The 12,633-nt window shown below is 36.7% G+C and carries 25 protein-coding genes; 5 read left to right on the top strand and 20 right to left on the bottom strand.

The window, feature by feature from the left end; translation table 11 throughout:
• Position 1: 1 nt before the first annotated feature.
• The 14 genes from EQJ87_RS00215 to EQJ87_RS00155 form a co-directional block, all read right to left on the bottom strand.
• The gene (locus EQJ87_RS00215) at positions 2–913 is read right to left on the bottom strand and encodes an LPXTG cell wall anchor domain-containing protein (RefSeq protein ID WP_130122776.1); all 912 of its coding nucleotides are present in this window, start codon (positions 911–913) and stop codon (positions 2–4) included.
• Between the two features lie 195 nt (positions 914–1,108).
• Positions 1,109–1,363, bottom strand: coding sequence for a DUF1031 family protein (locus EQJ87_RS00210; protein WP_130122775.1), 255 nt, complete (start codon positions 1,361–1,363; stop codon positions 1,109–1,111).
• A 24-nt stretch (positions 1,364–1,387) separates the two neighbouring features.
• The gene (locus EQJ87_RS00205) at positions 1,388–1,618 is read right to left on the bottom strand and encodes a hypothetical protein (protein ID WP_130122774.1); all 231 of its coding nucleotides are present in this window, start codon (positions 1,616–1,618) and stop codon (positions 1,388–1,390) included.
• Complete coding sequence (locus tag EQJ87_RS00200) at positions 1,602–1,817, bottom strand: DUF1125 domain-containing protein (RefSeq protein ID WP_190289005.1); 216 nt, start codon at positions 1,815–1,817, stop codon at positions 1,602–1,604. The genes EQJ87_RS00205 and EQJ87_RS00200 overlap by 17 nt, the downstream gene beginning before the upstream one ends.
• Positions 1,814–2,020, bottom strand: coding sequence for a hypothetical protein (locus tag EQJ87_RS11465; RefSeq protein ID WP_190289004.1), 207 nt, complete (start codon positions 2,018–2,020; stop codon positions 1,814–1,816). The genes EQJ87_RS00200 and EQJ87_RS11465 overlap by 4 nt, the downstream gene beginning before the upstream one ends.
• Before the next feature lie 132 nt (positions 2,021–2,152).
• Positions 2,153–2,578: a RusA family crossover junction endodeoxyribonuclease gene (locus EQJ87_RS00195; RefSeq protein WP_190289003.1), complete on the bottom strand. Its 426-nt coding sequence runs from the start codon at positions 2,576–2,578 to the stop codon at positions 2,153–2,155.
• A complete protein-coding gene (locus EQJ87_RS00190) occupies positions 2,568–2,789 on the bottom strand; it encodes a hypothetical protein (protein ID WP_130122771.1) in 222 nt (73 codons plus the stop codon). Before EQJ87_RS00190 ends, EQJ87_RS00195 begins: the two co-directional genes overlap by 11 nt.
• The gene (locus tag EQJ87_RS00185; protein WP_130122770.1) at positions 2,770–3,597 is read right to left on the bottom strand and encodes a conserved phage C-terminal domain-containing protein; all 828 of its coding nucleotides are present in this window, start codon (positions 3,595–3,597) and stop codon (positions 2,770–2,772) included. Before EQJ87_RS00185 ends, EQJ87_RS00190 begins: the two co-directional genes overlap by 20 nt.
• A gap of 132 nt (positions 3,598–3,729) precedes the next feature.
• On the bottom strand, positions 3,730–4,233 hold the full coding sequence (locus EQJ87_RS00180; RefSeq protein WP_130122769.1) for a single-stranded DNA-binding protein: 504 nt from the start codon (positions 4,231–4,233) through the stop codon (positions 3,730–3,732).
• A complete protein-coding gene (locus EQJ87_RS00175; protein WP_130122768.1) occupies positions 4,233–4,952 on the bottom strand; it encodes an AAA family ATPase in 720 nt (239 codons plus the stop codon). Before EQJ87_RS00175 ends, EQJ87_RS00180 begins: the two co-directional genes overlap by 1 nt.
• 8 nt (positions 4,953–4,960) lie before the next feature.
• Entirely contained in the window at positions 4,961–5,479 is a 519-nt protein-coding gene (locus EQJ87_RS00170) for a host-nuclease inhibitor Gam family protein (RefSeq protein WP_130122767.1), read from the bottom strand.
• Positions 5,472–6,299, bottom strand: a complete 828-nt coding sequence (locus EQJ87_RS00165; RefSeq protein WP_130122766.1) for a polymer-forming cytoskeletal protein — start codon at positions 6,297–6,299, stop codon at positions 5,472–5,474. Before EQJ87_RS00165 ends, EQJ87_RS00170 begins: the two co-directional genes overlap by 8 nt.
• Positions 6,300–6,355: 56 nt before the next feature.
• Positions 6,356–6,619, bottom strand: a complete 264-nt coding sequence (locus tag EQJ87_RS00160) for a hypothetical protein (RefSeq protein WP_130122765.1) — start codon at positions 6,617–6,619, stop codon at positions 6,356–6,358.
• Between the two features lies 1 nt (position 6,620).
• Positions 6,621–6,821, bottom strand: a complete 201-nt coding sequence (locus tag EQJ87_RS00155; RefSeq protein ID WP_130122764.1) for a helix-turn-helix domain-containing protein — start codon at positions 6,819–6,821, stop codon at positions 6,621–6,623.
• Positions 6,822–6,987: 166 nt separating this feature from the next.
• On the opposite strand from EQJ87_RS00155, the gene EQJ87_RS00150 reads away from it, so the two are divergent.
• Positions 6,988–7,215 (top strand): DUF2188 domain-containing protein, encoded by a 228-nt coding sequence (locus tag EQJ87_RS00150; protein ID WP_130122763.1) that lies wholly within the window; start codon positions 6,988–6,990, stop codon positions 7,213–7,215.
• Here the strand turns inward: EQJ87_RS00150 and EQJ87_RS11460 are convergent.
• From EQJ87_RS11460 to EQJ87_RS00130, 6 genes are all read right to left on the bottom strand, one after another.
• The gene (locus EQJ87_RS11460) at positions 7,212–7,355 is read right to left on the bottom strand and encodes a hypothetical protein (protein ID WP_190289001.1); all 144 of its coding nucleotides are present in this window, start codon (positions 7,353–7,355) and stop codon (positions 7,212–7,214) included. The two genes, EQJ87_RS00150 and EQJ87_RS11460, sit on opposite strands and share 4 nt — an antisense overlap.
• A gap of 12 nt (positions 7,356–7,367) precedes the next feature.
• Positions 7,368–7,496 (bottom strand): hypothetical protein, encoded by a 129-nt coding sequence (locus tag EQJ87_RS11755; RefSeq protein WP_015966768.1) that lies wholly within the window; start codon positions 7,494–7,496, stop codon positions 7,368–7,370.
• 12 nt (positions 7,497–7,508) lie between these two features.
• Positions 7,509–7,745: a helix-turn-helix domain-containing protein gene (locus tag EQJ87_RS00145; protein WP_011834775.1), complete on the bottom strand. Its 237-nt coding sequence runs from the start codon at positions 7,743–7,745 to the stop codon at positions 7,509–7,511.
• A 12-nt stretch (positions 7,746–7,757) separates the two neighbouring features.
• Positions 7,758–8,519 (bottom strand): Rha family transcriptional regulator, encoded by a 762-nt coding sequence (locus EQJ87_RS00140; protein ID WP_058220938.1) that lies wholly within the window; start codon positions 8,517–8,519, stop codon positions 7,758–7,760.
• A 248-nt stretch (positions 8,520–8,767) separates the two neighbouring features.
• Positions 8,768–8,986, bottom strand: coding sequence for a hypothetical protein (locus EQJ87_RS00135; RefSeq protein ID WP_130122762.1), 219 nt, complete (start codon positions 8,984–8,986; stop codon positions 8,768–8,770).
• Between the two features lie 13 nt (positions 8,987–8,999).
• Complete coding sequence (locus EQJ87_RS00130; RefSeq protein WP_003131906.1) at positions 9,000–9,233, bottom strand: helix-turn-helix domain-containing protein; 234 nt, start codon at positions 9,231–9,233, stop codon at positions 9,000–9,002.
• A gap of 171 nt (positions 9,234–9,404) precedes the next feature.
• Between EQJ87_RS00130 and EQJ87_RS00125 the strand changes: the two genes are divergently transcribed.
• From EQJ87_RS00125 to EQJ87_RS00110, 4 genes are all read left to right on the top strand, one after another.
• The gene (locus EQJ87_RS00125; protein ID WP_130122761.1) at positions 9,405–9,923 is read left to right on the top strand and encodes a helix-turn-helix domain-containing protein; all 519 of its coding nucleotides are present in this window, start codon (positions 9,405–9,407) and stop codon (positions 9,921–9,923) included.
• A complete protein-coding gene (locus EQJ87_RS00120) occupies positions 9,920–10,357 on the top strand; it encodes an ImmA/IrrE family metallo-endopeptidase (RefSeq protein ID WP_130122760.1) in 438 nt (145 codons plus the stop codon). Before EQJ87_RS00125 ends, EQJ87_RS00120 begins: the two co-directional genes overlap by 4 nt.
• A gap of 60 nt (positions 10,358–10,417) precedes the next feature.
• Positions 10,418–10,909 carry a hypothetical protein gene (locus EQJ87_RS00115; protein WP_130122759.1) on the top strand — a complete coding sequence of 164 codons (492 nt, stop codon included), beginning with the start codon at positions 10,418–10,420 and terminating at the stop codon, positions 10,907–10,909.
• 124 nt (positions 10,910–11,033) lie between these two features.
• Complete coding sequence (locus tag EQJ87_RS00110) at positions 11,034–12,167, top strand: site-specific integrase (protein WP_130122758.1); 1,134 nt, start codon at positions 11,034–11,036, stop codon at positions 12,165–12,167.
• The last annotated feature ends 466 nt before the right edge of the window (positions 12,168–12,633 follow it).

Here is a 12,633-nt window from a genome sequence, read left to right as displayed (position 1 = left end):
ATTATTTAAACTCCTTTGTGTGTTTGTTTTCTTTTCGTGCGATGAAAGCCCCAACGCTTGCAAGGAGCATGATAACCACTCCTACAATAGTTGCGATGTTTGATAAGCTATCATCTGTACCAGTTGTTGGTAGTATTGCTGTGGCTAATCGTGGGGTCTGTGTTAGCGTTTGAGTTGGCTTTGGTGTGATAGGTTGGCTCGTTGTTTTAATGCTATCAGCTTGCTTTTGTGGGGTTTGCGGGGCAATACTAACAATTGTTTCAATTTGTTCGACTGGTTTTGCGTCCTTTGTTGGCTCGCTTACCGTTTTAATTGGTGCTGTTTCGGTTGGAACTTTAATTGGTTCAACTTTTTCAGTGTCTTTAATTGTTGTGGTTGGGAAAGTTTCAGGTTTTTGAGTTGTTTCAGTTGCTCCTTGCGTAATGTTAGACTTGTTCGGACGGTCTTCAATAACAGTAACCGGGAAAGTTTCGGCTGTTTGAGTTGGTAGAGGTGTATTATCCTGTGGATAAGTTTTAACTGGCACGTTTTCTACCTGTTGTAAAGGTTGGTTAGGTGTTTTAGTTGGCTCTTGTGGTGTTTCAGGCACTTGTGGCGTTTGATAAATTGGTTGCGGTGTTTCCTGTTTCGGTGTCGGCACTCCTTGAACTGGCGCTTGTGGTGTCGATTGTCGCTGTGGCGCTTGCTGACTTGGCACGGCTGGAGGTACAATGTCAGGCGCAAGAATAACCTCGCCTATGCCGTCCATATATACGTGATTGCCGTCAATGCGTGCGATTGAGCCGTCAGCAAGCGTAATCGTGTGACCGTCATTGCTTGTGACTTGCACGCCATTGATCGTGTCCGCTCCTGCGCTTGTTCCGCTTGCGGCTGCGATCGCTGCCACTGTTAAGAGTGTGATTGTTTTTTTCATTTTCTATCTTTCTTTTTGCTGATTTTTAAAGTCATAACTTAATGCTGCGCCGTCGTATCGTAAGCGTATATAAATTTCCTCGATCTCAACGTTTTCGTCTAAGTTGTTGCTGATTGCTGCTAAAGCTATGGGAACAATATGCCCGTAATCTTTGCGCTGTTCGGTTGGTGGTGGCGTCGCTCATTCTCCGTCCTCTCAATCCAAAACGATAATCGTTTCTTTCAATTTCCGCTCCAGTAATTTAAAAAGATGTGGGTAACTCATGGGCCTGCCCTGATTGTAAAGCGAACAAATATCTCGGTAAATTTGTACCTGCTGCTGCTTCGAGTTCCTAACGCCTTTTGTATCGCCTGGAACGTCAATCCAGACAGAGTTTCTCCGACCTGATAAATAACCCTGCTTTACATTCTCATAAAGCGCCAGAAGCGTTAGCGTGTCAAATGCTGCCATATTCAACCTCGTTTCAATCAATTTTTATTTTTTTGCGGTTTCCTTATATCTCCAACTAACTAGAAATCTGTGAACAGTATAGCCGTTAACTTGAATTGGTGCTGAGGCTCCAAGTACGTCATAATTAAGCACTGGTCCTTTTATCAAAGCTTTTGGTGCTCGGCCGATGTAGTTTTGATAATGGTCAGTTGATTGCACTGTGATAGCTAGCCAGTCCGTGTCTGGAATATGCCTGATCTCAGTTTTCAGTTTCATTTTTTACATCCTCTAAAATAGCTTCAAATTCGTTGTTCCTTTTAGCGGTTAGAGTAATTATTTTTCTCCATAAGAACCCAGCGTTGAAAATATCAGTACTATTTCCATGCTCGAAAATAATAAGCTCATTATTTTCTTTATCCACAAAAGTAATTACTGCTGGGTCTTCAATCGTTTTTAGTAAATCTTGTACTGTCATCTGTCCCAATCCCCCTTTGTAATTTCGGTTGCTAAAATACAGATATCTCCATCTTCGATCCATGGGTCTTTTATCCACTCTGCTTTAGCTTCTTCTAGTGAATCGAAACTGTCTTGTGTATAAACTGAAATTCGTTTAGGTTCTGAAAACACTAGGCAGCCTTGTTGAGTAACCCAGTGATACCCTTTAAATTTATATTTCATTCTATTTCTCCAAAAATAATAGGGCTGTCGGTGCTATCCCTCATATTTTAGCTTCTAAGCGCCTTTAGCTTGTTCGTGATAAATTATCCATGAAACAGTTTAAGCGCTCAATGTAACCGTAATTTTCATGAATTAAAGCCACTCTACTTCTTCAACTTCAATTTCAATCCGTGGTCGCAAGCTGTAACGCTTCTTTGCGTAAATATCACTGATTTGGTTGTCGTCTGGCCATGCGTGCTTGTTTAGCGCATCAAGTACAGATTTCTGCAAATTATCAATGTCCGGCTTTTTAACTACTGGAATTCTTTCTGCTTCAAGCGCTGCTTGATTCTTTTTTACTTTTACTAGCGCTATCGGTGGCTCAAGATAAAATCCCAATTTAACAAATAGTGGCCTTCCTGAAACTTCCTGTTTCAATTTCAGTAATTTCCACTTGAATAAGAGCTGAGCTTTCCAAGCCATGTATTCCTTGGGCATATAAGCTTTTGTAAATCCGCCTCTACTACTAAATCTAGGCCTTGGGCTTGCCATCGGATTCATTGCTATTTCAAATTTCACTCGCTTCTCCATAAATCATTATTTCGGTTGCTGCCTCGTTATCGATTTTCTTAACCGATGCGATAAAAGTTACCGGGTTCATCACAATTTCTTTTTCGTGAGCCCACTTGACATATCTGACAAACTGCTGATAAGTGACCCCTGGAACGAAACTCATGTAATGCTTCGAAAGTTCTTTATCAAAAGCGCTCTCAGGTATTTTCCAAGCCATTAAGCAATGCCTCCACTTCCTCATCTGTCATATACTTTCGATCCTTGAGCGTTTTGGCTTCTGACCACTCTGGAGCAGCTTTGACAGTTTTATTATTTCCGCTTTTGATCTGCGTCTGATTAAGATAGCTGTCAAACTTATTAGAGAATAGCGTTTTTGGCTGCAAATAATTTTCAGCAGGGACTCCATTAAAGTTCTTACCAGACCAATTGATCACCATATTGTCAATTACCGCTTTGAAGTCATTCAACTTATAGCCTTCATTCCATCTTGTTCTGATAAGCTTTTTATTTGCCTCAACATTCCTAAAGCTACGACTTGTTTTTTTATTTAGATAATCTAAAATTTCAGAATAAGGAATAACATCGTCAGATTTATCTGACATAGTATTATTACTCTTACCTAACCTATCCTTACCTAACCTATCCTTACCTGTGGATACCGTTGGTATGACGTCTGGTATACCAACTTTTGAATAAGTTCCGTTTTCTGCTATCACAAGCTGCTTTTTTTCCTCTAAATACTGCGTTTCGTTATATCTATCATTTCTGATGTAATTATGAATCTTCCAATCTTTGATTACGACAACTCCACTCTCAAATGGAATGATAAACTGCTTGACAATAAGTATTTTTAAGTCATCATCAGTAGCTCCGCTAATCAATTTAATTGTTTTAGGATTACCAACGAAACCATCATCATCAGCACTCATATTTAGGTAAAAATAGAGTAATTTTGCTGTTGGTGACATTTCCATAAAGAAATCTGTTTCAACTATTTTTTTACTAAACATTCTTCTTTGTGCCACAATCACTCCTTTCTATAAAATTTATTTTCAAGTTTTTAATTTCAAAATTTAAAGCTGGCTATGAGTGGTTATGCTATTGCATCTACTCATTGACTTTACGGCTCGTTCCGCCACCCTCCAGCAATAACTTAGTTAGAATGGTAGTTGGTCGTCTGAAATTTCCATTGGTGACCCACCAAATTGGTCATTCGCTTTTTGCTGTGTTTGTTGACCTCCACCGAAAGAAGCAAATTCTGGTCGTGACAAGAAAGTTTTAATCTCAGTACCTGTCGCAGCTTTCTCATCTCCGTTTTTATCAATATATGTTCCAGTTCGTTCTTTTACTAAAATAAATACACGTTTATTTTTCAAGAAGTTAAGTGTTTGTTCGTTGTGTCCATAATCAATCGGCGCAATGGTTTGGTTGTTATCTTCAATACTTACAAGGATTCTTTGCAAGTTACCGTCTGACCAAGGTTTACCAAACAAAAACCAATTATTTGCAGTTTCTCCATTATTACCTTCAATATCAAACTTGAACATTGGATCGCCATTTTTAGATTTTTGATTTTTAACATCAGTAATTGTTGCAAGATGCGCTCCTACTGTGAATTGTTGTCCTGAAAGTGCACTCATTTCGTTTCTGTTAAATTTCATTATTTTTGTTCTCCGTTTTCTGTGTTTTCTTGTTTTGATTGTTGACCAAACTTAAACAAGTCTTCGATTTTACATGCTATACGATCATCTAAGCGATTCTTTGCATAGACACCGTCACTTCCTTCAAGTATTGCCCCTCTTCCGTGTGTTGCTGGGTTAACTTGGATTCTTCCTACAACATCAGTAAGCCCAAGCAATTGATTTAAAACTTGATTGCGGACATCAGGGATATATTCTGTCAGCTTGGTTCCGTCCTCTAAATCAACATCTCTTTTAGATTCCCATGCTGTAGCATAAATATTGATTGGCAGAGAATATATTTTTGAAATAAGTCTTAAGAAATAGTTTGTATAATCTCCATAGTCTTGAATTTCATTTCGAATTCCATTCTTACTATTCAGCCCTCGAGCAACAAACCAATCTTTCTCAAATGCCGTGAGATTATCAATTACTAGGGTATTGTAGCCATTAATCAAGTTCTTTGACTCGTTGAGGAATTCCTTCATTGATTGAATCGGCTCTTCTCTATTAAATGAAATGACATCTACATTTTTTAAGCCTGCAAGGACACGACTTGAGCCGTCTAAATCAAGAACCAAAGTTTTTCCAGATAACCCTTTAATTGCACTTGTCTTTCCAAGTCCTGGCTTCCCGTATAATAGTACTTTCCAATTTTCAGTTCGATTAATATCAGTTGCTTTAGTTATTTTTATAGTCATAAATCACCTCAAACTTTCACTGTAAATTCTTCTGTTTTATCAAACTTGAAACCCTCTACGATTTCGCCATCTTCCGACATAAGCTGACCGCCATCTTTTACAAAAGCTTTGAGTGCCTTTTTATCGACACTCTCAATCGTTTTAGTCTTAACAGAGATGAATCTGTTGAGCCCTTTTTCTTTAAGCTCTGAGAGCAAATTGTCGTCATATGAAACATTTTCCTTTTTTGAAAATCGAACACTACCATTGATTGTTTTCTTGGGATTCTTTGTCTCAAGAGTTAAATAATACTGCTCAGCCAATCCTTTGAAATAGTCCATTTCCTTCTGTTCTTCAGCTTGAAGTTTCAATCGACGTTGCTCAATGCCATACAATTCCGAGTTATATTTTTCTTCAAGGATTTTTCTTGATTCCTCGGCTTGGATATCGTACTCATCAAATTGAATCTTATGCTCTTTGTATTTGCCAAGCGCCCAATTCAGTTGGCTGTCATTGGTAACTTCAAAGCGTTCGTTTTTTTCAGTCATGTTTTTCACTCAATCCTTTCAACGTTTCAACGAAATTAACATAAGCCTCATAATGCTTACCGCTGCTTTCGCTGTCTTTGTAGGCTTTTTCGATTAGCTCTCTTCCTGTCCCATAGAAGCAATCGACTACCCACATATCATTTGATTTTGTCCAAGTGAAGTAACGCCCAGACGACCAGTTATTTTTAAAAACAATGTAATCAGCATCACCATAGACCCAAGCATCACCATAGACCTGAGCATTACCATAGACCCAAGCATCACCATAGACCCGAGCATCACCATAGACCTGAGCATCACCATAGACCCAAGCATCACCATAGACCTGAGCATTACCATAGACCCAAGCATCACCATAGACCCGAGCATCACCATAGACCTGAGCATCACCAGAGACCCAAGCATCACCATAGACCCAAGCATCACCATAGACCTGAGCATCACCATAGACCCGAGCATCACCATAGACCTGAGCATCACAATAGACCCAAGCATCACCATAGACCTGAGCATTACCATAGACCCAAGCATCACCATAGACCCGAGCATCACCATAGACCTGAGCATCACCAGAGACCCAAGCATCACCATAGACCCGAGCATCACCATAGACCTGAGCATTACCATAGACCCAAGCATCACCATAGACCCAAGCATCACCATAGACCGACAAGTTCTTGATATCCTCGATATATCCGCCAACATCTCCTTTTTCTACACTTCCAAAACTCTTGAGCGCTTTAACTCGACGCATCGTGACACCAAATCGTGTGATTGTATCATCGGTTAATTCATATTTGTTGTTTAATGTATTTTCCATTTATGTTATAATTTCCTTATCTACTAGATTTAGTCCGCATTCCAGTGCGGGCTTTTTTATTTTGTATTTGTAATAAACTCAAAGCGGTCAAGCTTATGGTCTTGTTCCCACGCTTCACGATAAGTTTCGTTCTCCATTGCACGTTGGTACCAATAGCGCACCTGGGCACAAGCTTCAGCGTGTTCTTGCGAAAATCGAGCGCCTTGTGCTACTGCTTGTTCGTAAAGTGATTTATAATCAACCTCTACCTCTTGGAGTTTATGACCAAATGGTGTGGGGATCAACCGGACTTCTCGCCCGTTTCTGATTATTGTTTGCATTTTATTTTCCTTTCTCTCTAAATTCATCTAAGCTGATGTCTAGCGCATCGGCTATTTTTATCATCGTTAACCAGCGTGGATTTTCAGAGTTTCTTTTTTTAAGTTGATGAATTTGTTGTGGACCGAGCCCTGTTATTTTTCCAAGTTGATACTCAGTCATGTTTTTTTCATCAAGTTTATTTTTTATCTTAGACCACAACATTTAGTACCCCTTTCTTATTTTTTATATAATTAAACGCTATATATAGTGTTTTAAGTTAACTAAAATAATTTGTAGCAGTATAATATAGTTAATGAAATTCAGGACAAACCCGTTAATACCAACTAACATCCTCCTGGCTTTCAAAATATTAATGAAAGGAGACTATATGCCAGGTAAAAATCAACATGTTGTCCCAGATAGTAACGGTGGTTGGAATGTTAAAGGAGCAGGAAACTCTAAAGCTACTGCAAACTTCAGAACTCAAGCCGAAGCTATTAACAAAGCAATTCAGATTTCTCAAAATCAAAACTCTGAAATGTTTATCCACGGCCGTAACGGACGAATCCGTGAACGTAACAGCTATGGCAATGATCCATTTCCGCCTAAAGGCTAATTTTTAATTTTAGGCTTAATTCTAACTCTATAACCTTGCTCTGGTTTCACTGTATCTGCAGTGATTGTCGCAATGGTTATGGAGTTTTTTTCATCTGTTTCTACAACAATTGATTCTATTTCTTCAAAATTTATGCTCATCTTTTCTCTTTTCTAGCGGAGCACCGCATTTAATTTCTTAGCAATGAGCTTGATTGCTCTAATGTTTTGTGTGATTAAGTCGTGGAATAGGTCAAACAGGATTTCGCCCGTTTCTGGGTTGACTATGTATGTGTAAGTCATGAGTACCTCTTTTCATTTGATAACCGATTGGCGCTTTTTAAGTTCTTGCTTATACTCAGGAGTATTTACAAACTGCATGAAATCTCTGATTTCTTTGTATCGAAATCTACGTCCATTCATGAAAATACCAGACTTGAATTGTGGAAATAGCTCCATTGCCTTTCTACGTCGATAAACTGTTTGGTCATGGATGGAAAACTTTTCCGCTACTTGCTGAGTAGTCAAGTAATCATCATCTTTATATTCCATCTGGACTCCTTTCTAAGCTAGTTCCACTTGGTACTTAATAGCAAACTCTTTAACTACTTGAATATAAATTTGAGTAGCTTTTTTATCTGCTTCAATAACATCAAGCTTATTAAGTTTTTTAACTGCAGATTTGCTATAGCCTTTTTCTATTTGTCGGGTTTGCATATTTCTCAATCGAATATTAAACTTAAAACCACCACGTCGTTCTACTTCTGCATAAATTTGTTGATTGATTTCTTTAAAGGCAACTCCTCCTCCTTGCTTTAGTGCAATTTTACGAATGAAATTACCTGTTTCGTTACGCCAATTAGCAGTATTCAAAGCAACAATTTCAGAAATATTATCTACTTTGTCATTAACTTCAAGCAATTTTTGCTCCTGGTTTGCTACTGCTTGAAACATTTGATTAAACATTTGAAGTTCAGGGCTAAGATTTGAAATATCTGGTTGTTGTTTGATATGTTGCTCCATTTGGTTGAAACGACCGACATAACCTACGGTGAACTGCGTTCCTTTAGCCCCAGTCATACGGTTACCGAAAACTTCGCATCCTTGTTTCGTAACTAAATAACAAGGCAACTCTTTATTTTGAGCTGAACGATAGGTACTTTCTACGAAAAACGTGTTAATATCAATGGTTTCAGATGAGCCCCCACTTTTCGGTTCTCCTAAATCACTAATAATTTGGCGAATATCTGCCAATACGTGGTCATGGCGACGCCCAACCATTTCTGCAACTTCCAATGAAGTTAATGTATTTTCTAATTGATTCATGTTTTATGAATTCCTCTCTGTTGATATTGAAACTTTAGCATTCTTTAATTACAAAGAGATATCTATTTATTGAAATTGTACAATGCGTATAAAGTCTATTTTTTCCAAATATTCTTAACTTAATAACCTATGATAAACTTTGATAATTTTCCATAAATTATGCGTGTATCGTTATGATAAGCGCTGATAATTTTTGATAAGCTTTGTTAAGTTTGTGTTTTGTAAGCAAAAACCAACTGGCCAAAAACTCAATCAAGTTCAATCCCTAAAATATCAGCAGCTAACCAAATCTTTTGGCCTACTAAGTCAGCAAATTCTTTTTGAGTGATTTGTTCTCCGTCTTCATTTTGAATTCCATAGTCCGAGAAGGCTGCTTTAATTAATTCATTTGCTTCGATAAGTGAAGATTTAACTGTTACTTCTTGTTCGTCATTTTCATTTGACGAAATTTCAATTAATTTGTTCATTTTTGAATCCTTTCTAGTTTCGTTCTTTTTCGGGAACGTTTGCTTTAAAAAAAATGCCTAAATCTTCTTTATCGTATCCAAAAATAGAAGCCAATTTGATAAGCTCATTAGCCCCAATAGACACAATGCCGTTTTCTCGTTTTGCATAAGCGGCTCTTGTTTTCCACCCCATTCGCTTAGCAACTTCGTCTTGTGTCAAATCATTTGCGATTCGTTCTGCTTTGATTCTATTTAAATCAATAGTCATATTCATTTCTCCTTTCGTTCTTTTTTGGGAACAAATCAATAATATCACTATCGTTCTCTTTTGTCAACAGAAAAGTTATAAAAAAAAACAAAAAAACTTTTTTAATTTACATCTTGTACTTTTTCGGGAACAGTGGTATAATGTTTTTATCAAGTTTATAGAGAGAAAATCATGCGAACAAATGAAGAAATTGTAAGAATACTAATAGATGAAAAAAATAAACAAAATCTTTCCATATCTGAATTAGCTAGAAGAGTTGATATGGCGAAATCTGCTATATCTAGATATTTTAATTTTAGTAGAGAATTCCCGTTGAATCGTGCTGATGATTTTGCTAGAGTCCTAGGAATATCTACAGAGTATCTGTTAGGTATATCTAAAGATGAAATGCCTAATAAAACAAAAAAACAGTCTCCTATAGTAGAAGAAATAAATAAAATCAGTTCACAACTCGAAGAGCCAAGACAAAAAGTAGTCTTAGATACTGCAAAAATTCAATTAAAAGAACAAGATGAGCAAAATAAAGTTAAACAAATAGAAGATTATCGTCTAAGCGATGAATATCTTGAAGAACAAATAAGTAAAGCCAGCGCCTATGGCGGCGGTCAGCTTAACGACAATGATAAAGAATTCTTCAAACGTTTGTTGAAAAATACTCTTAAAGAGAAAATTGATAAAGGCGATTTATGAGTAAACTTAGAGAGCTTTCTCGAGAGCTTGGTGCTGAAATTATATATTTTATTCCATCAGAAAATGAAGTTGTATTAATTGATGATATTAAGGGATTGTATCTTCCTGAATATAATATTATCTATATCAGAGATGATTTGACGATAATAGAACAAGAAAACGTTATTCTTCATGAATTAGGCCACTGTTATTGTGGACACACTCATTATAATTGCCATTCTAAAATGTTTGGGAGTAAGCAAGAGGCACAAGCTGACCGTTTCATGGTAGTTCACAGATTCAATGAATGGCTTTCTAAATGGGATTTTGCACCAGAGCCAAATGAAATTAATATCAGTCAATTCATGGATGCGTATGAACTCAATAATAAACTTAAGTGGATATGCGAATCAGTTATTGAAGAGTATACTGCTGAATATCATGAAGTTATTTAAATAAAAAATACGAGCAACATCTTGAACCTCGTTAAAAGCTAGGTTAGGAAATATAAACTTATGAAAAATGGAAAAACTCCTAAAGCTAAAAAACCAATTTATAAAAGAATTTGGTTCTGGATTGTTGTAGTAATCGTAGTAGCTGTTATAGGTAGCGCAATTGGAGGAGGCGGAAAAGACAAAGATAAAGATTCATCAGATTCTAAGTCTACTGCAACATCTAAATCTTCTAGCCAAGCCAAAACTTCTTCTAGTTCTTCTGAAAAACCAAAATCAGGATGGACACAAGAAATTTATGATTCTGTGGTATCTGCAAAAACTAACTTTAACGATGATGGAACCATAGCTTATTCTGGCGGTACTCCTTTTGCTGAAATTGAAGCAAAAGTTGGTAAACCAGATACTACTTCAGAATCAAGTGTTGGAGATCAAACAACTGTACTAGCAAATTGGACTTCTATCTCATGGACTAAAGGTGAGACTCAAAGTATCACTATCCAATATGATAAAGCTACAGGACAAATAACAAGCAAATCTAAATTTAATTCATAATAAATAAAAAGCCGCCCAAGTTTGGCGACGAGGGGCGACTTTAAACTAGATATATAATAAAACATTCCAATCAGGAAGGTTTTTATTATACCATTTTAACAGAAATGAGGTATAAAAATCAACAATGGCAAGATATATTAAACGAGGTAAAGTCTGGCAATACGAAATATCTTACAAAGATACTGACGGCAAATATAAAAAACTTAGAAAGAGCGGTTTTCCCAAAAAGGCCGATGCGATTTCAGAAGCTGGTGAAATTGAAGCAAATCTAGCCAAGGGGTTTTACACTGTCAGTCAAGATATTTTACTCACTGACCATTTCAAGCAATGGATAGAAATATTTAAAAAAGGGAAAGTATCGGACGGAACATACCGAAAATATCTTTACACATTATCTGTTCTAAAAAAGCACTTCTCAACAGCAACTATTAAAACAATGAATCGTGTGAAATATCAAGAGATGTTAAATGAATTTGCTAAGGTACATTCCGATTCATCTGTAAAACAAATCAATGTTCATGTAAGAGCAAGTTTAGAAAATTTACTTGATGATTTTATTATAAAAAATGATTTTACAAAAGGAGCTATTTCTAAAGGAGGAAAAGGTTCAAAAAGCGCTGAATTAAAATATTTAGATTTTAAAGATTTCACAAAATTGATTGCGTTAGCTAAACAAAAAATAGATCCTATTTACTCTTCGCCGTTTTTGATATATATTGCTGCCATGACGGGCATGAGATTCAGTGAGCTTTTAGGCTTGACATGGGATAATGTTGATTTTGAAAAAGGTCAGATAAATGTGAAAAGAACTTGGGATGTTTACAAGAATAACTTTGCTCCAACTAAGAACGACCAGTCAGTGCGATTTTTAGCCGTTGACAGCTCTACTTTGCAAATCATGGCAAATTATAAGGAGCAACAAGAAAAACTCTTGAGACAGCTCGAAATCGAGCGAGAACACCCCTTTGTATTTTATAATGCAAAGAATGGCTTAATCACAAATAACGCTGCCAACAAACAACTAAAACAACTATGTGAAAAATTGGGATTTGAAAAAACAATTACTTGCCATGGTTTAAGGCATACACACGCTTCTACAATGCTTTATAAAGGGATAAATATTCTATATGTTTCTAAAAGGCTAGGACATAGCAGCTTGAACGTGACAATGTCCGTATATTCTCATATCTTAAAAGAACTCGAGGAAAAAGATAACGAAAATATAAAGAAAATATTTAATGAAATAAACAAAAAGTGATTTGGCACAAATTTGGCACAAGTCGATAAAAAAGCAACAAAAAAACCTTGCTACGAAGGCAAGGTTAGGTTTGGCACCTATGATCCGAGGGGGACTCGAACCAGCGACCGAACGGTTATGAGCCGTTAGCTCTGACCAACTGAGCTAAAGAACCGAAATGTACGCATTAATCGTACACTCTGTATCACAGTCTAGTACTGCGATCCTGTCATTATATATTATATCATATTTGATATTTTATCAAATAGCACAATTTGTCAGCTTTCTATTTGATATTTTATCAGATAGATTGACAAAAGGGCTGTTTTGTTAAACATCATATTTAGGCGACCATCAAAAATGAGGGTCACAAACCGCACAATACCAAATTTTGCTGACGTCGGCAAAAATGAACCGGTGACAATTTGTCGCCTGATGGATTTAGTTCATGAAATAAAAATATGCGAATTCGCGGACGATTAAATAG

The sequence above is a fragment of the Lactococcus sp. S-13 genome, assembly GCF_004210295.1.
GTDB lineage: Bacteria > Bacillota > Bacilli > Lactobacillales > Streptococcaceae > Lactococcus.
Note: the sequence above shows the minus strand (reverse complement) of the source record. Positions and strands in the feature narration are given on the sequence as shown.